Origin of the sequence: Sorangium sp. So ce363, from assembly GCF_051520435.1 — a bacterium.
Lineage (GTDB): Bacteria > Myxococcota_A > Polyangia > Polyangiales > Polyangiaceae > Sorangium > Sorangium cellulosum_B.
In genome coordinates this window covers 1879333-1903838 of record NZ_CP150333.1, presented here as the reverse complement: position 1 = coordinate 1903838, position 24506 = coordinate 1879333, and the positions used below count along the sequence as shown (strand labels likewise).

27 protein-coding genes are annotated in these 24506 nt (G+C 68.7%); 10 read left to right on the top strand and 17 right to left on the bottom strand.

The window, feature by feature from the left end; translation table 11 throughout:
• Positions 1 to 48: 48 nt before the first annotated feature.
• Both WMF12_RS07350 and WMF12_RS07345 read right to left on the bottom strand, forming a co-directional pair.
• Complete coding sequence (locus WMF12_RS07350; RefSeq protein WP_437869707.1) at positions 49 to 1101, bottom strand: ABC transporter substrate-binding protein; 1053 nt, start codon at positions 1099 to 1101, stop codon at positions 49 to 51.
• Between the two features lie 22 nt (positions 1102 to 1123).
• Positions 1124 to 2296, bottom strand: coding sequence for an MFS transporter (locus WMF12_RS07345; protein WP_437873841.1), 1173 nt, complete (start codon positions 2294 to 2296; stop codon positions 1124 to 1126).
• Between the two features lie 429 nt (positions 2297 to 2725).
• On the opposite strand from WMF12_RS07345, the gene WMF12_RS07340 reads away from it, so the two are divergent.
• The 3 genes from WMF12_RS07340 to WMF12_RS07330 all read left to right on the top strand — a co-directional run bounded on the left by WMF12_RS07340 (position 2726) and on the right by WMF12_RS07330 (position 5230).
• A complete protein-coding gene (locus tag WMF12_RS07340) occupies positions 2726 to 3202 on the top strand; it encodes a hypothetical protein (RefSeq protein WP_437869706.1) in 477 nt (158 codons plus the stop codon).
• Positions 3203 to 3326: 124 nt separating this feature from the next.
• On the top strand, positions 3327 to 4133 hold the full coding sequence (gene otsB / locus WMF12_RS07335) for a trehalose-phosphatase (protein ID WP_437869705.1): 807 nt from the start codon (positions 3327 to 3329) through the stop codon (positions 4131 to 4133).
• A 263-nt stretch (positions 4134 to 4396) separates the two neighbouring features.
• Complete coding sequence (locus WMF12_RS07330) at positions 4397 to 5230, top strand: hypothetical protein (protein ID WP_437869704.1); 834 nt, start codon at positions 4397 to 4399, stop codon at positions 5228 to 5230.
• A gap of 37 nt (positions 5231 to 5267) precedes the next feature.
• Here the strand turns inward: WMF12_RS07330 and WMF12_RS07325 are convergent, their stop codons facing one another.
• Positions 5268 to 6011, bottom strand: a complete 744-nt coding sequence (locus WMF12_RS07325; RefSeq protein WP_437869703.1) for an SDR family oxidoreductase — start codon at positions 6009 to 6011, stop codon at positions 5268 to 5270.
• A gap of 73 nt (positions 6012 to 6084) precedes the next feature.
• Here WMF12_RS07325 and WMF12_RS07320 point away from each other — a divergent pair, with 73 nt between their 5' ends.
• The 6 genes from WMF12_RS07320 (at position 6085) to WMF12_RS07295 (ending at position 13016) form a co-directional block, all read left to right on the top strand.
• The gene (locus WMF12_RS07320; protein ID WP_437869702.1) at positions 6085 to 6981 is read left to right on the top strand and encodes a cupin domain-containing protein; all 897 of its coding nucleotides are present in this window, start codon (positions 6085 to 6087) and stop codon (positions 6979 to 6981) included.
• A 235-nt stretch (positions 6982 to 7216) separates the two neighbouring features.
• Positions 7217 to 8662 carry a serine/threonine protein kinase gene (locus WMF12_RS07315; protein ID WP_437869701.1) on the top strand — a complete coding sequence of 482 codons (1446 nt, stop codon included), beginning with the start codon at positions 7217 to 7219 and terminating at the stop codon, positions 8660 to 8662.
• Positions 8663 to 8720: 58 nt separating this feature from the next.
• On the top strand, positions 8721 to 9740 hold the full coding sequence (locus WMF12_RS07310) for a hypothetical protein (protein ID WP_437869700.1): 1020 nt from the start codon (positions 8721 to 8723) through the stop codon (positions 9738 to 9740).
• Positions 9741 to 9750: 10 nt separating this feature from the next.
• Complete coding sequence (locus tag WMF12_RS07305) at positions 9751 to 11082, top strand: hypothetical protein (RefSeq protein WP_437869699.1); 1332 nt, start codon at positions 9751 to 9753, stop codon at positions 11080 to 11082.
• Between the two features lie 442 nt (positions 11083 to 11524).
• Positions 11525 to 11809: a hypothetical protein gene (locus WMF12_RS07300; protein WP_437869698.1), complete on the top strand. Its 285-nt coding sequence runs from the start codon at positions 11525 to 11527 to the stop codon at positions 11807 to 11809.
• 256 nt (positions 11810 to 12065) lie between these two features.
• A complete protein-coding gene (locus WMF12_RS07295; protein WP_437869697.1) occupies positions 12066 to 13016 on the top strand; it encodes an acetyl-CoA carboxylase carboxyltransferase subunit alpha in 951 nt (316 codons plus the stop codon).
• Positions 13017 to 13157: 141 nt separating this feature from the next.
• Here WMF12_RS07295 and WMF12_RS07290 read toward each other — a convergent pair whose 3' ends face one another.
• From WMF12_RS07290 to WMF12_RS07270, 5 genes are all read right to left on the bottom strand, one after another.
• Positions 13158 to 13877 (bottom strand): SDR family NAD(P)-dependent oxidoreductase, encoded by a 720-nt coding sequence (locus WMF12_RS07290; protein WP_437869696.1) that lies wholly within the window; start codon positions 13875 to 13877, stop codon positions 13158 to 13160.
• A 135-nt stretch (positions 13878 to 14012) separates the two neighbouring features.
• Entirely contained in the window at positions 14013 to 14618 is a 606-nt protein-coding gene (locus WMF12_RS07285) for an antibiotic biosynthesis monooxygenase family protein (protein ID WP_437869695.1), read from the bottom strand.
• A 9-nt stretch (positions 14619 to 14627) separates the two neighbouring features.
• Positions 14628 to 15248, bottom strand: coding sequence for a hypothetical protein (locus WMF12_RS07280; RefSeq protein ID WP_437869694.1), 621 nt, complete (start codon positions 15246 to 15248; stop codon positions 14628 to 14630).
• Between the two features lie 50 nt (positions 15249 to 15298).
• Positions 15299 to 15904 (bottom strand): antibiotic biosynthesis monooxygenase family protein, encoded by a 606-nt coding sequence (locus tag WMF12_RS07275; protein WP_437869693.1) that lies wholly within the window; start codon positions 15902 to 15904, stop codon positions 15299 to 15301.
• Positions 15901 to 16527 carry an antibiotic biosynthesis monooxygenase family protein gene (locus tag WMF12_RS07270; protein WP_437869692.1) on the bottom strand — a complete coding sequence of 209 codons (627 nt, stop codon included), beginning with the start codon at positions 16525 to 16527 and terminating at the stop codon, positions 15901 to 15903. Before WMF12_RS07270 ends, WMF12_RS07275 begins: the two co-directional genes overlap by 4 nt.
• Positions 16528 to 16881: 354 nt before the next feature.
• Here WMF12_RS07270 and WMF12_RS07265 point away from each other — a divergent pair, with 354 nt between their 5' ends.
• A complete protein-coding gene (locus WMF12_RS07265; RefSeq protein ID WP_437869691.1) occupies positions 16882 to 17340 on the top strand; it encodes a hypothetical protein in 459 nt (152 codons plus the stop codon).
• A gap of 17 nt (positions 17341 to 17357) precedes the next feature.
• On the opposite strand, the gene WMF12_RS07260 is transcribed toward WMF12_RS07265, so the two are convergent.
• The 9 genes from WMF12_RS07260 to WMF12_RS07220 all read right to left on the bottom strand — a co-directional run bounded on the left by WMF12_RS07260 (position 17358) and on the right by WMF12_RS07220 (position 24264).
• A complete protein-coding gene (locus WMF12_RS07260; RefSeq protein WP_437869690.1) occupies positions 17358 to 18098 on the bottom strand; it encodes a glucose 1-dehydrogenase in 741 nt (246 codons plus the stop codon).
• A gap of 90 nt (positions 18099 to 18188) precedes the next feature.
• A complete protein-coding gene (locus WMF12_RS07255; RefSeq protein WP_437869689.1) occupies positions 18189 to 18659 on the bottom strand; it encodes a hypothetical protein in 471 nt (156 codons plus the stop codon).
• A 46-nt stretch (positions 18660 to 18705) separates the two neighbouring features.
• The gene (locus WMF12_RS07250; RefSeq protein ID WP_437744880.1) at positions 18706 to 19077 is read right to left on the bottom strand and encodes a holo-ACP synthase; all 372 of its coding nucleotides are present in this window, start codon (positions 19075 to 19077) and stop codon (positions 18706 to 18708) included.
• A gap of 26 nt (positions 19078 to 19103) precedes the next feature.
• Entirely contained in the window at positions 19104 to 19352 is a 249-nt protein-coding gene (locus tag WMF12_RS07245; protein WP_437869688.1) for a phosphopantetheine-binding protein, read from the bottom strand.
• Between the two features lie 59 nt (positions 19353 to 19411).
• Positions 19412 to 20656: a beta-ketoacyl-[acyl-carrier-protein] synthase family protein gene (locus tag WMF12_RS07240; protein ID WP_437869687.1), complete on the bottom strand. Its 1245-nt coding sequence runs from the start codon at positions 20654 to 20656 to the stop codon at positions 19412 to 19414.
• 14 nt (positions 20657 to 20670) lie between these two features.
• Positions 20671 to 21951 (bottom strand): beta-ketoacyl-[acyl-carrier-protein] synthase family protein, encoded by a 1281-nt coding sequence (locus tag WMF12_RS07235; RefSeq protein ID WP_437869686.1) that lies wholly within the window; start codon positions 21949 to 21951, stop codon positions 20671 to 20673.
• A 49-nt stretch (positions 21952 to 22000) separates the two neighbouring features.
• Complete coding sequence (locus WMF12_RS07230; protein WP_437869685.1) at positions 22001 to 22780, bottom strand: SDR family NAD(P)-dependent oxidoreductase; 780 nt, start codon at positions 22778 to 22780, stop codon at positions 22001 to 22003.
• Complete coding sequence (locus WMF12_RS07225) at positions 22777 to 23778, bottom strand: aromatase/cyclase (RefSeq protein ID WP_437869684.1); 1002 nt, start codon at positions 23776 to 23778, stop codon at positions 22777 to 22779. Before WMF12_RS07225 ends, WMF12_RS07230 begins: the two co-directional genes overlap by 4 nt.
• A 24-nt stretch (positions 23779 to 23802) precedes the next feature.
• Entirely contained in the window at positions 23803 to 24264 is a 462-nt protein-coding gene (locus tag WMF12_RS07220; protein WP_437869683.1) for a hypothetical protein, read from the bottom strand.
• Positions 24265 to 24506 lie beyond the last annotated feature (242 nt).

Genomic DNA, 24506 nt, shown 5'->3' with positions numbered 1-24506 from the left:
TCCTCTACCGCAAGCGGTGGCGAGCGGGACGCGCCGGGGCCGGCGCCGTCACTTCCCCTGTGTCGCCGCGAACGGGTTGAGCTCGTTCGTGAACAGGTCCTCGGCCTTGATCTGCCCGGCCTTGAGGTCGCCGTCCTTCACCAGCCAGTCGATCCAGATCTGGTATTCCCCGGCCGACAGGAGCCCGCCTTTGCCGGCGACGCCCAGGCTGGTCCAGTACTTCACCAGCGACGCGTCCTCGTTGCGGCCCCGCCGCTCGATGATGCGCTGCAAGCGGGCCACCACCTCCTCGCGCGGCGTGCTCCGGGCCCACTCGATGGCGCGCGCCGCAGCCTCCACGAACTTGCGGGCGCTGTTCGGGCTCTCCTTCAAGAATCGCTTGCTCAGCACGTAGCTGCCGGCGGTGAGCTCGCCGAACAGCTCGTGATCCGAGAACAGCGCCCGGACGCCGCCGCGCTCCAGCGCCTTGTCGCGCAGGATGTCGCCGAGGACGGCGACGTCCACCTGCTTCTGCCGGAGCGCCTGCTCCGCGCTCACCGGCGGCAGCACCACCAGCGTGACCTGCGCGATCTCGGCGCTCGTGAGCCCCTGCCGCGACAGGTACTCTTTCAGCATCAGCTCGTGGTGCGCGCCCAGCGTGTTCATCGCGACCTTCTTGCCGATCAGGTCCCGCGCCGCCTGGATGGGGCTGTCCTCGGTCACGTAGAAGCCGCTCCACCGCTTCGCGTCGATCCCGTAGCCGCCCACCACCGCCCGGAGCGGCGCGCCGGCGGCGATCAGCTTGATCACCGCGCCGTTGAACGCCTGCCCGAGATCGGTGTCTCCGGTGACCACGGTCTGGATGTCCTGCGGCCCGCTGATCGTGTTGCCGACGTAGCTCAGCTTGATCGGGGCGAGGTACCCCAGATCCTCCGCCAGCTCGGGCACCGAGACCATGCCCGAGAACCCCTGATAGCGCAGCTCCTGCACCTCATAGTCGCCGGCGGCGCCGTTGCCGGGGCCTCCCTTCGAGCAGGCCGCGAGCGCGAGCGCGGCGCAGAGGGCCGCCGCGAGCCTGCGGCGTGTCGTGGCGATCGAAGATTGCGTGTCGAGCTCTCGCATGGTGGTTGTCTCTCCTCGGCCGTTACTCGGCGGCGGCGGGCTCGGCGGGCGCGGGGCTCGCCGCCGCCGCCGCGCTGGACGTCCTGCGCGCCACGGCGAGGAGCAGGCCGAAGAACACGGACAGGAGCAGGAACATCGTTTGGAGCCCCAGGCTCCGGCCCAGGAGGCCGCCCACGGTGCTGCCGAACAGGCCACCGGACGGCCCCACGAGCGCCTGCAAGCCGGCCACCTTGCCCCGCCCCGCCCGCGCGCCGATCCGGGCGATGCGGGTGAGGTTCGCGATCTGGAGGATGCCGAGCCCGAGGCCGAGCAGCAGGCCGCCGGCCCGCAGCGGCATGAGATCGCGCGAGAGGCCGAGCAAGAGGAGCGCGCTCGGGACGAGGACCAGGCTCGCGAGGTAGACGCGCTCGTGCCCCACCCGGCCCACGAGGCCCCCCAGCGCGAACAGCGCGAAGATGAACGTCACGCCCTGCCAGGCCAGGAGCCCCGACGCCTCGGCCGCCGTCAGGTGGGCGACGGTGACGCCGATGGGGATGATGAAGAACATGAAGAACGAGTTGATCGACTGGGCCGCAAACTCGATCAGGCACACGCTGCGCAGCTCGACGTCCTGCGCGAGCAGGGCGAGGTCGGAGCGGACGCCGGAGAGGCGGAGCGCTCGAGGGTGCGCGGACCGCGCCGTGTAAGGGCCGAAGACGATCGGCGACATGAGCACGGTGATCAGGAACGAGAGCCCGATGAGCCGGTACGTGCCCGAGAAGCCGAGCGCCTTCGTGAGGCTGGCCGCGAGCATGGGGCCGAGCAGGAACATGCCGACCATATGCGTGCCGCGGTACCAGCCGGCCTTGCCCTCGCCCACCGTCTCGAGCTGCTGCATGAACACGGTGCTCAGCGAGACGAAGCGCATCGGCATGAAGAAGCTGATCGCCGTCGTGAAGGCCAGCAGGAACACCGGAGACGGGACCGCCGGCAAGGCCATGTAGAGGGACCCGGCCACGAGGCTCCCCAGCACGAACAGCCGTGAGGGCCCGAGGTGATCCACGAGGAGCCCGATGGGGATGCTCATCAGGAGCACCCCGACGCTCTGCGATCCGGAGATCAGCCCGAGCAGCGCCTCGTTCGCCCCGAGCTCCAGCGCATACAGCGTCGTGCTCACCTTGGCCACGCCGACGCTGAGGCCCATGACCGAGGACAGCGCCGCGAAGACCAGCAGGAAGCGGTTCTTGTCGATGAAGGAGCGCAGTTGGACCTCGGTGCACGGCGCGGATCAAGCCTGTTGATCCGCGCCGGCGAACACCCGCGGTCAGCAACCCCCATGCCGCGCCGGAGCGGGCCGGAACGCGGGGCCGAGAGCTTCCTCGCTGCTGCCGTGGCAGCAGCGGGTGGTGATCCGGTGCCCCGGCGCGAGCAGGCGCGCGCTCGAGCGACCACGCAACGTTGGACCGCTACGACGGCGCGACACGATCAACCGACCAACCGACCAACCGACCAACCGACCAACCGGCCAACCGACCAACCGACCAACCGACCAGACACGCGCGCGCCGCCGGTAGCAGGTTTTGCACGGAACCGCCCGCGCTTTGTTGTTGCCCTCGTCATTTCGAGGGTGGTACTGGTGCAAGGCATGAAATTCTCTGCGATTCATGCATTGATCGCCGCGTGTGCGCTCTGTTCCACGGCCGCGTGCTCGTGGCAGCCGTATGGCGAGGTCCGCGTCGTGAGGCGGACGAAGGTCGGCGGCGAGCTCGCGATCCTGGGCGATCGCGAGGTGGCCATGCAGAAGGCGAGCCAGACGATGGCCACGACCTGCGGCGGACCCGAGAGCTACGAGATCGTCGAAGAGGGCGAGACCGTGGTCGGGGAAGAGTCCGTGTCGGAGTCCAGCGAGCGCCGCGAGAAGGATTTCTTCGGGCCGAAGAAGCGGAAGCAGGAGAGCACGCACACGGTGCAGAAGACCGAGTGGCGCGTGAAGTACGAGTGCAAGACGGACGAGCCGGCGGCCGCCGCGGAGGGGTCGCCCGCGGGCGACGCCGCGCCCGCGGAGTCCACCGAAGGCAAGACCGAGGGGCGCCGCGTCCACGAGGTGATCATCCGGTTCTGACGCGCGCGGCGCGCGGCGGCGACCTGTCCGTCGTGGAGCAGCAAAGCCGGCCACCGGGTCGCTCCCGGTCGCGCCGGCTTTGCCATCGTGCTCCTGGCCTGCCCAGTGGTAGATCTGGTGCAGCATGGACGTTCTTGAATTGGTCGAGCGCGCGGCGGCCGCGCCGTCATTGCTGCTCGCGACGGACTTCGACGGGACCATCTCCGAGATCACCGCGGTCTCGGGCGGGGCGGTGGCGGCGCCGGGCGCCCTCGGGGCGCTGGAAGCGCTCTCGCGGGCGCCGGGCACGACCGTGGCGATCGTCACGGGAAGGACGATCCAGGACGTCGCGGCGCGCACCGCGGCGGTCGGCGCGGCGTGGCGCGTGGGCGAGCACGGGGCGGAGATCGCGACGCCGGGCGGGGAGCTCGTGTACCGGGCGGAGTCGCCGACCGAGGCGCTCGACGCGCTGGAGCGCGAGGCGGACGAGGCGGTGCGGCGGGTCCCTGCGCTGTGGGTCGAGCGCAAGCGCTGCTCGATCGCGCTCCACTGGCGGCTCGTCCCGGCGGAGGCCCGGCCGGCGGCGTTCGACGCGCTCGGGGCGTGGGCGGACGCGGCGGCGCGGCGGGGGTTCGTGGTCATGAGGGGGCGCAGCATCCACGAGGCCCGGGACGCCGCGCACGACAAGGGCCGCGCCCTCGCGTTCCTGCTGGCGCGGCTGCCGCCGGGGACGCTGGTGGTCTATGCGGGCGACGACACGACCGACGAGCCGGCGATCGCCCATGCCCGGGCGATCGGCGGCGTGGGCGTCTACATCGCCTCGTCCGAGCGGCCGGACACCGCGGTCGAGCCAGACCTGACGCTCGATGGGCCCGGGGCGTGGATCGCGCTCCTCGAGGCGGTCGCGGCGCGGCGTGGCGGCGTGATCGGCGAGGCGCCGCGCCTGGCCTGAGGGCCGTACTCAAGTTCTCCGTTCTTGTACGTCAGAGAGAAGATCAGGAGAAGCGGTGTTGCGTGCGCGGCGCGCGCGACACGGGTGTACGGCGGGCAGATGCGGTGGGGTGGTGAGCCGGACGGCGGTGACGCGCCTCGAACGGAGCGGAAGCCCAGCTGCGAGCTCCGCCGCCAGCAAACCGAGCGCGCCGTTCGTCCATGGCCGCTCGAAGGAAGAAGTCTGATTAGCGGGTGAGCTGGACCGACAGTAGAGTTCGGCGCATGTGGACATTTCACATCTCAGCACTTCCGCTCCGCCGCACGAGCCGCGTGCAGGCGACATCGGTGCCGCTGTGCCTCGTCGTCGCGCTGGCGGGCTGTTCGCCCAAGGCCCGCAGCTTCCAGGGCTCCGGCGGCGCGGGCGCCGGCAGCGGCGGGGATCACGGGGTCGGGGCGGGTGACCCCGGCGCTGGCTGGGACGGAGAGGCCCCTGCGTGCGCGGCCGAGACGCAGGCGACCGACTGCGACGATGACAATCCATGCACCGCGGACGCGTGCACCGCAGGCGCGTGCGTCAACGTCCCGCTCGACGGCGTGCCGGCCCTGCCGTCCGGGCAGATCGCGGGCGACTGCCAGATCCTCACCTGCGCTGCGGGACAGCCGTATCCTGCGCCGGACGGCGCCGACGCGGAAGACGACGGCGACCCATGCACGAGCGATGGGTGTCAACGCGGGGTCGCCACGCACGTCGTGGCTGCAGGCTCGCCGTGCGGCCAGGGCCGCGCCTGCGACGCAGCGGGCGCGTGCAGGGGCGCGAACGGCCGGGCGTGCGGCGGGCCGAGGGATTGCGCGAGCTGGAAATGCGTCGACGGCGTCTGCTGCGACACCGCTTGCGACGAGACCTGCATGGCCTGCAACGTCGAGCGGTCGATCGGCACGTGCTCGCCCCTCGGCCCCGGAGTCGAGGACGAGCCGGACTGCGAGCTGGAGGACAAGGTCTGCGATGGCGCGGGCGCTTGCAAGCTGGCGCCCGGCCGGCGGTGTCATCGACACGAGAGCTGCGCGAGCGGCGTCTGCCGCGGGAGCGGCCGCTGCGGCGAGTTCACGAACGAATGAACCGCGGGCGACCAGCCCCAGTGCCCCATGGCGTCGCTCATCTGGCCAGGGCCAGCGCCACCGCGTCGGGACCGGCCGGGAAACGGAGCTGCCCTGACGCGTCGTTCGCGGCGCGCCACACCCCTTCGGCCACGTCGGACTCGCTCGTCACCAGGGCCGGCTGCCCGAAGGAGGCGAAGATGCGCTGCGCGAGAGGCGCGTAGGCGTCGGGAATCAGGCCTTCCATGCGGGATCCCCCGTTGCTCGTGAAGCGCGTCGTCGGGCCGTAGCCCGGCTCGACGAGCTTCACGCGCACGCCGAAGGCCTCGAGCTCGAACGCGAGCGACGCGGTGAACCCTTCGATGGCCATCTTGCTCGCGGTGTAGACGGCGACCAGCGGCATCGGCGCGAGCGTCGCGCTCGACGTCACGTTCACCACCACGCCCGATCGCCGCGCGCGGAGCTGGGGCAGCACGGCCTGCGTCATGGCCATCACGCCGAACGTGTTGGTCTCGAACACCTCGCGCACCGTGGTCATCGGCGTGGCCTCGAAGGCGCCCATGAGCCCGATGCCGGCGTTGTTGACGAGAACGTCGATGGGCCCGCTCGCCTCGAGCGCAGCCGCGATGCTCTCGGGCTTCGTCACGTCGAGCGCGACCACGCGCAGCCGGTCCGACCGAGGCAACACGTCCTCGCGCGGCGTTCTCATGGTGGCGACGACGTTCCAGCCCTGCGCGTGGAAGTGGCGCGCGGTTTCGAGTCCATATCCCGAGGAGCAACCCGTGATGAGCACAGTGTTCATGAAGGGAAGATAGCGGCGGCGCGCTGGACTATCTACCATTGGTAGTCCACGTTTCGTTTGCTAGAGTCCGGACATGAACGACCCTCTCTCGGAGGTCATCGCGCTGCTCCAGCCGCGCGCCGTGTTCTCGAAGCGCATCAGCGGCGCCGGTCGCTGGGGGGTCCGCTACGCGGACTTCGGCCAGCCGAGCTTCTGCGCCGTGCTGGAGGGCAGCTGTCGTCTCGCCGTCGACGGCGAGCGCGCCCTGACGCTCGAGGCGGGCGACTTCGTGCTCCTGCCGGCGACGCCGGGGTTCACCATGTCGGGCTTCGAGCCGGTGAGGCCAGAGCGCATCGACCCGAAGGTGACGCCCGCGCCGACGGGTGAAGTCCGCCACGGCACGCGCGGTGGACGCCCGGACGTGCGGCTGCTCGGCGGCTACTTCCTCTTCGACTCGCCTGACGCGGCGCTGTTCGTGTCGCTGCTGCCAGCGCTGCTGCACGTGCGCGGCGTCGAGCGCCTCTCCGTGCTGGTGCGGCTCGTGGGCGACGAATCCAACGAGCAGCGATCGGGGCGCGATCTCGTGCTCACGCGGCTCGTGGAGGTGCTGCTCATCGAAGCGCTGCGGTCGACCTCGGCTGAGGACGCGCCTCCGGGGCTCCTGCGCGGGCTGGCCGATCCGCGGCTCGCGCCGGCGATACGGCAGATGCACGCCCAGCTCGCGCGCTCGTGGACGGTCGCCCAGCTCGCCAAGACCGCGGCCCTTTCGCGCTCGGCGTTCTTCGAGCGCTTCACCCGCACCGTGGGCATGCCGCCCATGGAATACCTGCTCGCCTGGCGCATGGCCGTCGCGAGGGATCTGCTCCGCCGGCACGATCTCGGGATCGCCGAGGTCGCCGAGCGCGTCGGCTACGGTTCGGCGAGCACCTTCAGCACCGCGTTCAGCCGCCACGTGGGCCAGCCTCCGGGTCGCTACGCGCGCGCGGGGTAGTCGGTGAGGGCAGTGAGCTTCGCCGAAGGAATCTGCTGTCACCTCACGGGCCAGAGCGTCCGGGCGATTTCACTTCACGACGAGCTTCCCAGCGGACGTGACACGGGCTCAGGCGGCCGGCGCTGGACCTACCGGGAGTCGCCAGCGAGCTTTATAGGGATAGCGCGGCGGCACGCGCGCGAGCCCATCAAGCGACGCTTGACCTCCCGGAGCCGCTGAGACCACATGGCAAGCCATGATCAACGCCCCGGTCCGGGCCGGCGACGTCGTGGCGGGCAAGTACCGCGTGGAGCGTCTGCTCGGCGCGGGGGCCGTGGGGGTCGTCGTTGCGGCGGTCCACGTCGAGCTCGACCAGCGCGTCGCCGTCAAGTTCATGCGCTCGGCCCACCACGTCTCCGCCGACGCGCGCGCGCGCTTCTTGCGCGAGGCGCGCGCGGCGGTACGGCTGCGCAGCCAGCACGTCGCCCGCGTGTTCGACGTCGGCACGCTCGAAAGCGGCGCGCCGTACATCGTCATGGAATTCCTCGAAGGGCGTGATCTCGCCGCGTTGCTCAAGGAGAGTGGGTGTCTCTCGCTCGACGACGCCGTGGAGTACGTTCTCCAGACGTGTGAAGCCGTCGGCGAGGCGCACGCCGCCGGGATTGTGCACCGCGACCTGAAGCCGGCGAACCTCTTCGTCACGGAGGACGTCAGCGGCGCGCCGTGCATCAAGGTCCTCGACTTCGGGATCTCGAAGATCAGCGGCGCGGAGCTCGCCCTCACAGAAGACGACGAGCAGCTCGGCACCCCCTACTACATGTCGCCCGAGCAGATGAGCTCGCCGAAGGATGTCGACGCGCGCAGCGACCTCTGGGCGCTCGGCGTCCTCTTGTATGAGCTCATCGCCGGGCAGACGCCGTTTCACGCGGAGACCTTGGCGGAGTTCTATGGGCGCATGCTCGCGGCGAAGCCTACGCCGCTCCACGAGCGCCGGAGCGACGTGCCCCCGGAGATCGACGCGGTGATCCAGCGGTGCATGATGCACGAGCGCGAGCAGCGCTGGAACGACGTGGCAGCGTTCGCCGGCGCCCTCGCGCCTCACGCGCCCGCGCGAGCGCGGGGCTATCCGGAGCGGGTTTGGCGGGTGCTCAACATGTCGCGGTCGTCTTCGCCGGGAGCCAAAGACGCGCCGGAGCCGCGCCGCGTGGCGGCCTCCTCGCCGCCGGCCAGCGCCGGGGCAGCAGGGCCGATCGCGCCGCGCCCGCCGGATGCCATGGCGGACACAGCGCCCGCCGCGTCCTGGCGCTATGGCGCCCTATCGGCCTTCGAGGTGCTGCTGTCGAAGCCGCGCTATTGGGCTCCCCTTCTCCTCGGCGGTGCGTTCGTCGCGGGCGCTGCGCTGGCGGTGATCGCCTGGGGGGGGCAGGAGGGGGCGCGATCCCCGGCACCGACTGGCCCGCCGGCGGCCTCCTTCGGGGCGTTGAACGCGGCCACGTCTGCGCCCGTTGAACCTCAAGCTCCCCCCTCCGCGCCCGCCTCTCCCGACGGGAGCGCGAAAGCGCAGGCGGAGCCCACCTCGCCTTCGCCGGCGGCGACGGCCACGCTGAAGGCGACGAAGCCCTCCCTGCGGGCGAAGCCCCCGGCCAAGGACCTTCTCACCCCGAAGCCTGAGCCGGCGTTCTCGTACGACGAGCGTCGCTAACCCTGGGACAACGGCGAGGGGTGCCAATATACTGGGATCGGTGCGTGGCCCAGGACCGATGCGTGTGAAGCGCAGTGTCACCGCTGCGGGTGCGCTGATCCTGTCGTTATCGCTCGCGCCGCGCGTCCTCGCGGACCCGACCGCCGAGGACCGGGCGGCCGCCGATGTGCTCTTCCGCGAGGGGCGTGCGCTCGTCAAGCAGGGCAGCTACGCCCTGGGGTGCTCGAAGCTCGCCGCCAGCCAGAAGCTGGACCCGATGGCCGGGACGCTGCTCGCCCTGGCGGATTGCTACGAGCTCAGTGGCGCGACGGCGAGCGCCTGGGCGACCTTCAACGACGCCGAAGCGATGGCGCGCAAAGCGGGCGACGGGCGGCGCTCGAAGGAAGCGGGGCGGCGGGCCGGCCTCCTCGAGCCGCAGCTCTCGAGGCTCGTCATCGAGGTGGCGCCGGAGGCCCGGGTCGAGGGGCTCGAGGTGCGGCGCAACGCGAAGCCGCTCGATGCGGCGATGTTCGGCTCGGCGATCCCGGTCGATCCGGGCGAGCATGCAATCGCGGCGGTGGCGCCTGGCAAGAAGGCATGGAGCGCGAAGGTGGTCGTCGAGCCGAAGCCAGGGCAGAGGACGGTGCGCGTCCCTCTGCTCGAGGACGCGCCCGCGCCAGGGCGGGGAGCGCCCGCGCCCGCGGCCACGAGCGCCGCGCCCGCGGCGAGCTCGTGGAGCGCGCAGCGGACCGTTGGGCTCGTGCTGGGCGGGGTGAGCTTGGCGGGGATCGCGGTAGGCGCTGTGTTCGGTGTCGAGACGCTCTCGAAGGTGAGCGAGGCGCGCAACCAGCACGGGTGTACCAACCACGACCCTCCCCGTTGTGACGCCGAGGGGGTCAAGCTCCATCAGGACGCCAACACGACCGCCAACATCTCCAACGTGGCGTTCGCGGCGGGAGGCGCGGCGCTCATCACGGGCCTGGTCGTGTTCCTGACCGCGCCGTCGAGCGAGGCCGTGCCGTCGACGGTGCTGGAGGTGCGCCTGGAGCCTCCGGTCCGGGCGGGAGCAGCGGGGCTGTTGTTGCGAGGTAGCTTCTGAGATGCGCCCGATGCGACCATGGAGGCTCGTCATCGTCGGGGGCGCATTGCTCGTCGCCGGCTGCCAGATCATCGCGGGCGTGCGCGCCGACGCGGAGCTGAACCAAGGAGGCGACGGCGGCGAAGCGTGCAGCGTTTCTTCCGAGTGCCCGAGCGGCGTCTGTCAGGACGGCGTCTGCAAGCCGGCCGAGGCGAAGTGCGCGCTCGATCTCGAGCCGTTCGACATCCTCACGCCGGAAGACCTCGGCGGCCATGAGGTCGACACCTCCTCGCTCGTGCTGGCAAGCGGACCCGATCGCGTATTTGTCTCGGTCATCGACAAGGCTGCCAGCCGGCTCGTGATCGGGACGGTGCACGAGATCGGAGAGCCAGCCGGGTCGAAGACGGAGTTCCCCTTCACCGACGGCGCGGCCTTCGTCACCGGCCGCGAATCGGGAGGGCAAGTCATCCTTCAGGGCAGGGTGGGGTACGAGATCGGGCAGCTCGTCTTCCCCACGACCGCCGACGGCGTCTCGTCCGAGGGGACGTTCCAGCGGTTTCCCGCGCTCGCACCGGAGTGCGCGAGCCCCAACGTGGCAACGTCGATGGCGTTCGTCCAGGCGGGCGACAACACCCTTTACGCCGCGACCTGCGCGGCGCCGGGCGGCTCGACGCGAGCGCTCGTCGTCGGTGGATCGGCCGAGCCTGCGCCGACCCTGGTGGCCCAGGGCCCACGTACCGATGCCTCGCTCAACGTTCACTACTACACCGTCACGAACGGCCAGCACCTCCTCTTGTTGGATGACAACGCGACCGGAGAGGCGTTCTTCAGAACGGGCGCCTCGCGCGCCGATCTCGGCGTGGCGCACCAGATCCAGTTCAGCCCGTCTCCTGACGAGGTGGAGTCTTTCTTTGGGGCGTTCCCGCTGCCCGAGGGCGATGGCGTCACGCTCTTGATCGTGCACCTCGTTCCTCCGCCGAGGCTCGCCCTCTCGGCGGAGGTAGGCGTCGTGAAGGACTTCCTGTCGCTCGGACAGGTTCCCCCGCCCGGCTTTACCCCTGTCTTCAAGCTCCAGAATGTAAACCAGTACAACCCCCCGGGCCCCGTCGCGAGCGACGGCGAAAACGTGTATTTGACGTTGGTGCCGCCGCCTGGAAAGAGCGTGAACCTGGGCTGGTTCACGCGAACAGGTGAGAGCGTGCTCCCCCACCAGCTCATCTTCTCCCTTCCGGACGGCAGCAGCGCGCAGATCCTCGGCTCGACCGTCGCGCAGCTCGGCGTCAAGCTGCTCGTCGCCTGGATCGAGCAACGCGACGGTGCCTACTCCGTGCGCGGTCAGCGGCTCATCTGCACGCTGCAATGACGCGCCAACCGGCGCGGCCATCTTGAGCGACCCGTTGGTCGGCGGGAGCTCCTCGGGAGCGCACGTCCTTTCGCGACCCGTCCACGATTCTCACCTGGCTCGCCATCGTCACAGCACGTGGAGGTGCCCAGCCGAGGCTCAGAGCGTCGTTCCGAGCCTCTCCAGGTTGGTGGATACCGCACTGCGTGGCACCGTTTACAGCATCTTGCTTGATCGAGCAAGCCACCATGGTGGCGAGCGCCGCGCGCGGCGCTCGCCTATGCGCCCGGCGCAGGCAATCGCGCGGAGACGGCGGCCCGCAGCCGCAGGCGCGCCGGGCACGGAGACTGCTAATGCCACGAAGAGGCCCACACAGAGGTCTGAGGAGTCAGGTGCCGGCGAGTGAGCGATGGCCCGAGAGACCAGCCCTACCCCGGCGTGCAGACGAATGCAGGAGAGCACCATGTCAAACACGCAAGACATCGAGCTCGAGCCATCGCAGGCAGCGACTGGCCGAGATCACGCCATCGGCGGGGCACCAGGCCCCGAGGACACCGCGCGTGCGACGAAGATCGTGGCAAAGTCGCTCGTTCGCGAGCTGCTCGCTCAAGGACATCAGGCGTCGCGCCTCGTCTTGCTCGCGGCGGCGCTGGTCGAGGCCGTCACGTTGGAGCTGCAGCGCGCCGCGTCCGGCCCGATGGCACCGGACGGCCCGGATGGCACGGCGTCCATGACCGCGCGCCCGTGACCAGGCTGGGCGCCCGGGCGGAGCTCCGGGTGCCCGCGTTCGCCAGCCGGACCGCCCCCGCCTTGCACCCGGGCGTGAACGCCCTCCTCGTTCTCCGTCCCATCCCTGCCTCCTGGTGCCATCAGGGGTGTCCACCGACGCGAAGGAGGACTAGGTAGCGAGCTGGGTGCGTTGTTCTCAGGCGACGTCCGGCGCTCCGACACCGCGGGTGTGACGCCGCGGCCGGCTGCGCGCCAGAGCGACCGGGGAGATCTTCATGGCCGATGTCGTCCTGCCGTTCGAGAAGCCGGTCGCGGAGCTCATCGCCAGGGTCCGGGAGCTGCGCGCGCTCGTCGCGTCCGATCGGAGCCTCGTGGCGGAGCTCGCCGAGCTCGAGGAGAGGATGAACCGGCTCGCGCGCGAGGTCTTCGCTGCGCTGACGCCGATGCAGAAGGTGCAGCTCTCGCGGCACGCGAACCGTCCTCACACGCTCGATTACGTGCAACGGATGTTCACCGATTGGTGCGAGCTGAAGGGGGATCGCCGCTTCGCCGACGACTGCGCGGTCGTCGCCGGGCTCGCGGGGTATCACGGCCGCAGCGTCGTGGTGGTGGGGCACCAGAAAGGGCGCGGCGCGAAGGAGAACGTGAAGCGCAACTTCGGCATGCCGCACCCGGAGGGGTACCGGAAAGCCGTGCGGCTCTACGAGCTGGCGGAGAGGTTCCGGCTGCCGATCCTCACGTTCATCGACACCCCCGGCGCGTACCCGGGCCTCGGCGCCGAGGAGCGCGGGCAGAGCGAGGCGATCGGCGCGGCGCTCGCCGTGATGGCGCGGGTGCAGGTGCCGATCGTGGCGACCATCATCGGCGAAGGAGGCTCCGGCGGCGCGCTGGCGCTCGGGCTCGCCAACCGCGTGCTGGTGCTCGAGTTCGGCTGCTACTCGGTCATCTCGCCCGAGGGCTGCGCGGCGATCCTCTGGCACGACCCCGCGCGCGTCGACGACGCGGCTGCGCAGCTCAAGATCACCGCGCCGGACCTGCTGCGGCTCGGGGTCGTGGACGCGATCGTCGAGGAGCCCACCGGGGGAGCGCATCAGGATTACGACGGCGCCGCGGCGTTGCTCGATCAGGCCCTCTGGACGACGCTCGTTTCGCTCGACGAGTTCGGGACGGAGGCGATCGTCGACGATCGGTACCGGAGGTTCCGCGGGCTCGGGTCGTTCAGCTGACGCGCCAAGCTGGAGTTGTCGACCGCGAGCCCGGCAGGGCGACGAGGGGCCGTGGCGCGACCTCCCTCCCCGCGCGCCCCCGGTCGAGCCACGACCGACCTCCAGCGTCACGAAAGCGAACGTCCTGAAGCGCTCCACGAGTCACGCCTCCGTGCGCGCGCTGCCCGCGACAGGCTTGCTCCCGATCACCAGGACATCGACGAGCGCCGCATTGGATAGCGACAGAACGAACTCGATCGCCCGGCTGACGTCCGTCGTGGCGAGCATCTGCTCCGCCAGGAGGCCCGACCCGGCCGCCATGTCGGTGTCGACCACATCCGGGCACAACGTCGTCACCTTGATCCCCTTGGGCAACAGCTCCCGTGCCAGAGACCGGCCGTAGCCGACCAGCGCGTGTTTGCTGGCCGCATAACCGCCGACGACGGCGAACGGCTCGACGCCCGTGATGGACGCGATGTTGAAGATGTGGGCCGACCCAGCCTCGGCCAGCGAGCCCAGGCAGGCGACGCACAGGTTGTGTACCGCCTTCACGTTGGTCGTCAGCATCGCGTCGAGATCTTCCATCGCCATGCTGCTGGTACCGAAGCGGAATATACCGGCCGAATTCACGAGGACGTCGAGGCGCCCCCAGCGGCTGAGCTCCGCCTGAACGGCGCCGCGCGCGGCGTCGAAATCGCACAGGTCCACCGCGACGGCGCTCACCGTCCTTCCATATTCCCGGCGCAGAGCCTCCGCGCGTTCTGCCAGCGATGCACGTCCACGGGCCACGAGGATGAGATCGAAGCCACGGCTGGCGAACCAGCGCCCGATCTCTCGTCCGATCCCGCGGCTCGCGCCCGTCACGAGCGCCACTTGAGACATGGTCCTCTCCTTGTCGATCACGAGCAACGCAGCCGCCGCGCTGCGGCCTCTGCCACACAGATGGGGGCGGCTGGTCGCATCGAGCCTGACGAGCCGCCAGCCAACACACCGCCAACACACCATTAACCGCGCGGATCACCCATCGAAGCCGATACTTTGGACCTGCGCGCACAGCGAGGGATGGAGCCGATATGTCATCGACCTCTCTCGATGGCGGTCATACGCTCTATCACGCAGAGACTCCTTGAAGTCCTCGGCGCTACGCCATTGCGAGACGTTGAACAGGCGGTACCTGGCCGACGGGGCGGCGGAGCGGAACAGCCGGGCGTTCAGGAAGCCCGGGTGCGCTGCCATGTGGTCCTTGGCCCTGTCCCACATCGCGAGGACGTCCGGGATGTCGGCCTCGCTGATCTCAAAAGGATTGATCAGCCACGCGTGGCCAGGGAGCCCCCGGGACAGCTCCGACAACATGACACCCAGTCGGCACTTCGTGCCTTGGACGAGGCCAGCCGATGCACCGCGGGGCGACACACCACCCAGCGCCGCCTCGCCGACATCGGTGTCATCGAACGCGTAGACGGAGAGCAGCGTGTAATCCACGTCGCGGATCGGCTCGAACACATGGAACAACTCTGCAGTTCGCAGGCCGCACCGCTTCCGCAGGGCCAGCGCGTGGTCCTGCCAGCGCTCGGCGTAGCTCGGCGCGGCCACGGCGTCGACGACGTCTATCCAGTAGATCATGTCCAGACCTCAGCGCGGCGCCGTGTAGAGCGCGACGCGGCGGCTCAGATGGAGAGCAAAATCGCTCTTGAATGGCTCGACGATCGACACGAAGCGGTCGCCGTGGATCCCAGCGAAGAAGCGCTCGGCGCTGTCCCATTCCGCCACGTTGATGAACTTGACCTCGTCAGCCAGGTTCTTGGTCCGGTACAGGCTGGAGTTGACGTACCCGGCGAGCTGGCTCATCGTCTGCGCCGCCTCGGCCCACATGGCGGCATAAGCTGCCATGCGCTCCTCGGACAGGAAAATGAGGTCGACCAGCACCATAGTGCCGGAGGGCGGGCGGAAGCGGTATTCGGAGCCGTCGACGAGATCCATCTTGAAACCGGTGAATTTGGTGCCGGCCGCGCCCAGCACCGAGACGAGCTCTGCGTTCTGTCTCACCGCGGCGCGGGCCCGCTCCCAGTCCTCCGCCGAGCTCCACCGGCAGACGCTCACCATCTCCCAGCCGGTGCGTGGCCTGAGCGTCTGGAAGATCTCGAGCAGCTGCCCCCCCTCAAAGCCTGGTTGCTCGGAGAGGAAGGAGCATACGGCGCGCCATGCATCCGCCGCGACGGGGCGGTTTCTTGTCTCAAGAAGATCGATGACCATAACCATGGATCAAATTCTTTCACTGTGGATGGGTGCCAGCGGCGAGGGCTTCATCCGCCCTTCGCGATTTCATCGACGACGTGTGACAGGCATATCTGAAATGTACCTTCGAACGGGGCAACGAGGTTCTTGTAGTCCTTGCCGGCGAGCTGCTTCATGAACGCGTCTTCGCTCTCCCACTCGGCGCGACTGATGAAGTAGTAGGTGTCGTGCTCCGGGTGGTAGCTCTGAAAGAGCTCTGCGGAGATGAACCCATCCCGTCCGGCCATGAGGGCCTTCGTCGCGCCCCACATCATCGCGTTCTCCGCCGCCTGTGGCTGCCGGATGCGGTAAGGATTGGTGATGACGAGACGCGATTCTCGCGCCGGCTGCTCCACGAATTCGCTCCGATCGACGAGCCCGTAGAGGTTGATGCCGCGATCGGCCTCGAGCGGCCGCTCCAGGCCGGCCGCCCGGGCAGCATAGTGAGCGTTGATGTCGGTCCATCGAACAACGCTGATCAGGTCGTATCCGCGCGCGTTGAAGCGCTTGAAGACGACGTGAAGCTGGGCATTGAGGAACCCGGGGCACCCGGCCAGCTCACGGGCTGCTCCAATCCACGACCGCCGAAGCGCGTCGGTTCTGTCGGTCTCTACGATGTCTATTTGTGCGATCATGTGAATGTCAATCCGGTCAATGATGCGGGCAGGTGGGCTAGCATGATCTGGCTCTTCGGCTGGAAGCCGCCGCTGATGATCGCCTTGAACGCGGGGCTCGCGAACGCAGCCTGGAACGCGGAGACGCTGGTCCAGCGCGCGACGTTCACGAAGCAGCCCGCGCGCTCGCCGGGCACAGCCTCGAACAGGCGGCTCATGACAAACCCTGCCTGGGTTACCATATAGGCAGTCGCGCGGTCGAACTGCCGCAGGAAGCGCGCGCGATCCTGCAGCGTCAGCGCGCACAGCGTGATCAGCAGGACGCCAGCCGACGAGCTCGCTCGGGTGATCGCGATCCCGTCACGACGACCGCGAGCGCGGACAACCGTGCGAGCGTCGAGCCTGAGCGACGGCTGCGGCGACGAGGCGTCCATGGGGTCATCTCGAGAGAGACGATCCGGTGTCGTCGAGACCGTCATGAGAACGTACGGTGCCGTGCCATAGCCATCGCGATCCAGGTCATCTTGCTCGATGGCAACGGAGAAGCCGGCGCGTCCACACCCCCGGCGCAGGAGCTGCTCGCCTGCCCTCGCGGGGTGAGCGCTCGCCGTGGACAGGGTAAAAAAATCGAAACGGGTGACCATGATCCTCACTCCCAGCACTGGCCGGCTGACGGCGGCCTCAGCGCAAACTCGTTTCAGGATGGAACCTCGACGCCCCCAGGAAGCCGGGCGTGGTCGCCCTCCTCTTTATCCATGCCATCCCTGCCTTCCCGCCCCCTCGGGGTTGCCCGCGGAATCGGGGGATCATCCTGCCCACCGCTTCTCGTTCGTCCCGGTGCTCAAAGCCAGGCATCGCTCGATGCCGCCCGGGCGCACCGCTGCTACAATGACGACGCGTGGCAGAGCCGGCCGCGGAGCTCCCACGCCGGCGTGCCGGTTCCAGGCATGCGCCACGAGCACGGAAGCATGTGCGATGGGCGCGGGGAGGGTCATAGGATGGCACGAGCACTCGAGGTCGCTTCCGTTGTGTTCACCAGCGCGTTCGCCGGCGGCAGCCTGCTGGTGTCGACCGCCGTGGCTTCCAGTTTTTCATCCATGCGTCCGAGCGAGTTCCTGGACTGGTTCGCGGTCCATGGACCGCGCATGGGCATGACGCTCTTCCCCTTGAACGTCGGGGGAACGGTGGCGTGTGGATACAATCTGTTCAGCGCCATCAAGCGGAAGCAGCACCCGTTGCCGTGGGGGCTGGCCACCGCGTGCATGGCCGGCACGCTCGTCCTGTTGCCTCTCTACTTCGCACGCGCGAACGAGGCTCTCATCGGGAAGACGATCGACGTCCGGGAGGTGCCCGAGGTCATCGCGTCGTGGTCCAAGTGGCAGTGGGGACGAACGGGCCTCAGCATCATGGCAGCGCTCTTCGCTGGAGTTGGAGCGCGCAGGGCGACCTCCGGGTGACTCCCCGCCAGGTGCGCTCACCTCATCAACACGCCGCCGTTCACGTGGAGGACCTGGCCCGTGATCCATCGGCTGTCGTCGGACGCGATGAAGGCCACGACGTCGGCAACATCCTCGGGCGTCCCGACCCTGCCGAGCGGCGTCATCGAGGCAACCCCCTGGATCCTCTCGTCGGTCATCTGCGTGCGCAGCGCGTCGGTGTCGATGATACCCGGCGCGATCGCGTTCACCGTGATCCCACGCGGCCCGAGCTCCGCGGCGTGGACGCGCGTGAACGCCTCGATCGCCGCCTTGGCACCGGCGTACAGCGACGTCCCCGGCATGGCCATGCACGAGAGATCCGAGGAGATGTTGATGATCCTCCCGGAGTTGCCCATGAGGCGCGCTGCCTCCCCGGAGGCGAAGAGCACCGAGCGCGCGTTCAGATCGAAGATGTTGCTGAACGCAGCCCGGCTCACGTCCTGCAGGGCGCACGCCTCGAACACGGCGGCGTTGTTCACGAGGACGTCCACCCGCTCGAACGCCGCGGCGGCGCGCTCGAAGAGCAGCTTGATCTCCTCGACGCTGGAGACGTCGGCGCGCACCGCGGTCGCGCGCCGTCCCATGCCCCTGATGTCCTCGACCACGCGCGCTGCAGCCACCTCGTTCGCGGTGTAATTGACAATCACGTCCGCGCCGTCGCGCGCGAGCCGTCTCGCAACGGCAGCCCCGATCCCGCGTGACGCCCCCGTCACCACCGCAACCTTGCTCTGTCTCATCGCTCTACACCCGTTCTCTTCACGCCCTCGCGGGCGCGTTACGTTATTCGTCCTGTTGGCTGGTCGGCCATGGTTCCGCTCCGACCGGCGCTACGCGATCGGCTCCACGAAGCCGACGCCCTGCGCGTGACCCGCGTCCTGAGTCCTCTGCTCGACGACCGCTCGGAGCGTGTCCTCGAAATCCTCGCGACGGACGAACGGGACCAGGAGGCCCCGCTCCCTGAGGCTCGCGAGCGAGACGCCCATCGCCGCAAACTTGGACCGGACGAGGACGTTGATGCAATGGACGCGTGGCCTGTTCCGCTTGATCCACATCACCATCCCGGTGCGGTACTCGCGGTCGAAGTCCGTGAGGCGCTCGGCGTCCACGAAGAGGTCCGCCGGGTGGCCGGACGCGGCGAGCGCCTCGAACAGGCTGACCAGCGGGGGGACGAAGGCGGCCTCCCCGTGGCCGCTGCAGCGCACCACGAGCACGCCTGGAGCAGGGTGCTCCAGCCGGACCTCGCCCCGGTCCGTGCTGATCCTGTCGCCGCCGATCTGCGATACAAAAAACGCTGGCATCAACGTCTCCTCTCGCCGGGCATCCCAGGCGTGCTCGCCCTCACCGTCACCGTTCTGCCACGACAGTGGCGACCGCGAAGTTCGCCTGATGGGAAATGGTCAGATGTATCTTCTCGACGCCGAGCTCCCTCGCGATCTTCAGCGACGCGCCGGAGAGCTCGAGCGTCGGCCGTCCGCCCTCGGCGCGGATGACCTCGAGCTCGTGCCATGCCAGCCCCGCCGGCGCGCCGAGGGCCTTGACGCAGGCTTCCTTGGCGGCGAACCGGCCAGCGAAATGCTGAGCAGGGGAGCCCCGCATGCGGCAATAGGCGCGCTCCGTCGCGGTGAACAGCCGCTCCTCGAAGCGGCCCTCGTGCCTCTCGATCGCCGCCGCGATGCGATCGATCACGCAAAAATCAACGCCGACACCGATGATCATCCCGTGAGCCCTCTCCCCCGCTGGGTTCACGAACGCTTCGCGCGGTCGACGGCGCTGTGGATGTCCGCCACCGTCTTGAGCGCCTTCTCCGCGCCGTCCCCGAGCCTGACCTGGAAGGCCCGCTCCACCGCGCACACGATCTCGATCATCTCTGTCGAGTCCACGTCCAGGTCGTCCTGGAGCAAGGCGTCGTCCGAGAGGTCCTTCATGGGTCTACCGAGGAACTCGGCGAGGATCTTCTTCACCTGCATATCGACGGTCTGAGCACTCTGCATCGCTTGCCTCTGCATTGTTAAATCACGTTGTTTGACGTTCTTGTGCGGTTCGAGTTTCGTTATCTCCGGTCCTGGCCGATGATCATCGACGCGTTCATGCCGCCGGAGCCGCGGCTGTTGATCTGGGCGAAGCGAAGCTCGCCGTCCTTGATCGCATCCGTGGTCACCGCGAGGTCGCAGCTCGCGTCGAGCGCGTCGACGTTGGTCGTCGGCGGGACGGTTTGAGAGAAGAGACCCATGGCCGCGAGGGCGGCGTCCATCGCGCCGCCGGCGCCGTACAGGTGTCCAAACATCGATTTAGGCGCCGTCACCTTGACCTTGCTGCCGAGCGCGCCGAACACCTTGTGGATGGCGGCGGCCTCCTGCGCATCTCCGTCGATCGTGGCCATGCCGTCCGCCATGATGAAGGAGACGTCGCTCGGCTCGATCCCGGCTTCGTCGATCGCCTTGCGCATCGCGATGCTCAGGCCGCGCTCCTCCCTCGGCAGCGGCGCGGGGTGGCATGCGTCGCTGGACAGGCCGAAGCCCCTGATTTCACCGTAGATCCTGGCGCGCCGACGGATGGCGTGAGCCCGGTCCTCCAGCACGAGGAACGCCGCCCCCTCGCCCGGGACGAGCCCGTGGCGACCGGCGTCGAACGGGCGATACGCCGCCTCGGGTGGCGTGTCCCAGTCCTGGTTCAGGATGCCTTCCGTGAGGCACGCAGAGTAGGGAAGCGGCGACATGACCGCCTCCGTACCGCCGGCGAGGATGATGTCGCAGTGGCCCTGCGCGATGCTCCGAGCAGCGTATCCGACGCTGGCCAGGCCGCTGGCGCGATCGCACACGATGGTCTTGCTGTGCCCGCGGAGCCCGAACAGGATCGAGACCTGCCCCTGCGGCGCGGCAGGGAACCAGGCGGTGGCCTGGTGGGGGCTCACGTCCCGCACCCCTTTCGTGTACAGGTGCCGCAGCTCGCGATCGGTCACCGTCCAGCCGCCGAAGCAGTTGCCCACGTAAACGCCGAACTGCTGCCTATCGACCTTCTCGAGGTCCACCTCGGCGTCCTTGAGCGCCATCGCGCAGGCGGCGATCGCGTACTGCGTGTACGGGTCCAGCTTGCGGGCCAGGCGGGACGGCATGAAATCGATGGGTTCGAAGCCGGTCACCTCGCCGCCGAAGACGGCCGGGAAGCGGCTGGTGTCGAACTTCGTCACCCTGCGCACGGCGCCGTTCCGGTTCAGCGTGTTGGACCAGACCGTTCGACTACCGACTCCGTTCGGGGCGAGGAGCCCAATTCCGGTGATTACTACCTGACGATTCACTGTTGTGCTCCTGCTCAGCTCGGGGCGCGAAACACCAGCGCGCTGTGGATTCCTGAGAAGCCGCTCGCCGCCTTCAGGACGACGTCCACTCTCCGCTGGATACCTTCGTTGGGGACGTAGTTCAGATCACAGGACATGTCCTTGTTCTCGTAGTTGATGGTGGGGAAGATCTCGGATTTGAGGATGGAGAGGACCGAGGCGACGCTCTCGAGCGCGTTGGCCGCGGCCAGGGGGTGCCCCACCATCGACTTCAGCGAGCTCACCGGCACCTTGTAGGCGTGATCTCCGAGCGTCAGCTTGAGCGCCGCCGTCTCGTTCGTGTCGTTCTGCTTCGTCGAGCTGCCGTGCGCGCACGCATAATCGACCTTGTTCGGCGCGATGTCCGCGTCGAGGAGCGCAAGCCTCATCGCGCGGGACAGATCGATCCCGTCCGAGGACAGGTCGGTCATGTGGTACGCGTTGTTGCACGAAGCGAAGCCGCCCAGCTCGGCGTAGATCGTGGCCCCGCGCCGCAGTGCGTGCTCCCGCTCTTCGAGGATCAGGACCCCGGCGCCCTCGCCCAGCACGAAGCCGTCGCGCTGATCGTCGAACGGCCGCGAGGCGCGCTGCGGGGAGTCGTTGCGCCTGCTCGAGAGGGCACCCAGGATGTCGAACGCGGCCAGCGCGATCGGCGTGATGGGCGCCTCCGACGCGCCGCAGATCATCACGTCTGCATCGCCCGTGCGGATGGTGTCGAGCGCCAGCCCGATGGCGTCCAGGCCGCCCGTGCAACCGGTGCTGAGCGTGCAGCAGGGCCCGCGGGCTCCATAGAGGCCGGCGACCTCCGCCGAGGCCACGTTGAACGTGGACGCCTGATAGAGCGAGCGCTGTACCCACGTCGGATCGTACGGCGCGGTGCCGCGCTCCGTCAGGGCCAGGAACTCCTCTTCCATGAACTTCGTACCGGCGATCGCGTTGCCGATGCAGACGCCGAACCGGTCGGGGTCAGGGACGCCGCCGGCGAAGGCCGCGTCATCCATCGCCATCTTGCTCGCCGCGACGGCGAACTGCGCATATCGGTCCAGCCGCCGAAGCTGATCTTCCCTGAGGCCGTGCGCCCTCGGGTCGAATCCCTGGACCTGACCGGCGATCTTCGATTTGAACCCGTCCACCGGGTAGCTCTCGATCGCGCGGACCCCGGACCGGCCGGCCATCGCGCCAGCCCAGAACTGCTCGACGCCAATGCCGTTGGGAGCGATGATCCCGAGTCCGGTGATGACTGCCCTACGACGATTACCCTTCTGAACGAACTTCACGATATCTAACCCTCTCGCCAGCCATGTGTCTGCCCGACACCGGCCATCATCAATAATTTCCAAGCCCACCGCAGATATTCATCGCCTGTCCGGTGATCCCGCGGGCGCTGTCCGACGCCAGGTAAGCCACCATCTCCGCGACCTCGTCGGGGTCGATGTAGCGACCGATCGGGACGCGCTGCTCGATGCGCCTCTTCGCGTCGTCGACGCTCACGCCCCAGATCTTTGCGTAATTCTCGCGCGCCTTCTCCGCGAGCTCGGTCTCCACGAACCCCGGGCAAACGGCGTTCACCGTGATGCCTTTAGGCGCGAGCTCGAGGGCGAGCGACTTGGTGAAGCCGATGATCCCGTGCTTCGACGCGCTGTACGCCGCGGCGTGGATCACGCCCTGCTTACCGCCGGTCGACGCGACGCTGAGGATCGTCTTCAACGTGCCCTCGGGGGTGTGGTTGAGGATCGATCTGGTGACGTAGAATACGCTGTTCAGGTTCGTGTCGATGATCTCCCGCCACAGCTCGACGTTCATGTCGGCAGTGATCCCTCCGCCGCCCCGTCCCGCGTTGTTGAGCAGGACGCTGATGTGCCCGAGCTCCCGGACGGCAGCCTGGACGGCCGCATCGACCTCCTGCGGCGAGGTGACGTCGCAGATCCCGATCGTCGCAACGCTCCCCGCGGCGCGGACCTCGGCGCTGGTCGCCTCCAGCTGCTGCCTCGAACGCGCGAGGAGAGCGACGCTGAATCCGTCCCTCGCGAGCCTCACGGCCGCCGCCTTGCCGATCCCGCGGCTCGCACCCGTGATGAGAGCGACCTTCCGACCCTGATTCGTCATGACAATCTCCCCTGTGCTTGCTCCGCGGTGCGTTCCTTGATCGCGAGCATCGTCCCGCGGCTGTTGTCGTTGATCGCCTTGGTCACTCGCGCCAAGGCGTCGCCGGGGCTGATATCGCCCCAGACCTGCTTCATCCCGTCCGGCTTCAGCTCGACGGCGTGCCATGACACGACGCGGACCCCGCCTGGCACGCGCTCGATGAGCCATTTCCCGCTGTGTCGGCGCAGCGCCGGCGGCGGCTCCGGCTGGAAGTAACTGATGCTCGCGTGCGGCGTGCAGCATCGGATCGACCGGATGTGCTCCATCTGCCCCTTCACGTCCACGGTCATGATGAACTCCTGGTGCTGACCGTCGTCGTATCGCATCTCGACGTCGTGGCAGTGCGAGAGCACCTGCGGCCAGTCCTGTGCGCGCGCAAGGAGCGAGTACACAGCCTCGGGCGAGGCCGCGATCACCATCTCTTCCTGGAACTCGCCGTAGAGCTCGCTCTGCAGGCCCTGGAACGTCCTCGACTCGAGCGCTTGCTTGATCGCCTGAAGCTCGCGCTTGCTGTTCGTGTCCGTCGATTTCGACATGAAGCTCAGCGCCTCCTCGGGCGTCGACACGCCGTCGACGAGCCCACGAACGTCCGGTTTGATCTCGAACCGGTGCTCCAGGACGATGAGCGTCCCGGTCTGCACCGGGAAGAATCGCCAGCACCCTTCCATGGACCTGAGGAGCGGCGACGGCTGCACCTGGCGGAACGAGATCGCGCGCTGCTCGGGGAGGAGCTCCCTGGTCGAGCGCCAGGTCATGAGCTTGCCATTTGCGAGCGCCGTGATCTCGACGAGCTGCGAGCTATCGGTCCGCTCGATGACCCTCACCCCCTTGCAGGGCGGGAAGATCTGAGGCCACGCCTCCACCTCGGCCGACAGCGCGTAGGCGTCGTTGACATCAGCGGCGACCTCGATCGTGTGCTGGTAGAAGTTCATCTGCAGGTTCCTGTCCCCTGTGTTCATTGACATCAATCCTCGTGTCGCGACTCAGCTCTCTCTGCTGCTCGCCCTGGCAGGGGCCAGGCGGCCGCTCAGCCTGAAGCCGTCGCGCATCATCTTGCTGAGCAAGTAGATGTTCGTCGCCCCAGCCATCAGCTCGGCGGCCTGGAGTCCCACGAACAGCGGCCCGAAATTCCCCCGGCTCGCGAGCCGGTAGAGGACGAAGGCGCACGGCACCAGGACGAGGAGGCCGTTCATGGCGATGAACTTCATGCGCCTCTGCTTGCCGTCCACGATCCTGCCCCTGCGAGAGCGGGCCAGGAAGTTGCCGCTGCCCCCCGCCGCCGCGATGCTCGGGATCAGCAGCGCGAGCCCGTAGAGGATGCCGCGCTTGACCGTGACGATGGTCTCGACGTTCCCCGAGAGCTCCGCGAGCATCGTGGACAGGAAGAAGGCCGAGACGAGGCAGAGCGCGAGTGTCCCAGCGATGCCGTGCACAGTTCTTTTCATATCGCTCTCCGGTGGATAGCCCGCTCGCCGGGAGGTGCGCTCGCGGCGCGGGCGACCGGGTGGAAGCCCAATCACATCCCATGCCACTCCGTCCTCACCCGAACGCGCGCTCCGCGATGCACGGCGCGGAGCGTTCTGCGAGGCCCGTTGTGCCAGGCTCCGCCGGGCCGGCCGGTCATCTCCGTTGCTCGATCGCGCAACAGGATGCTTCCCGGGAGCGACGGCTTGCCCTGCCTGCGCTC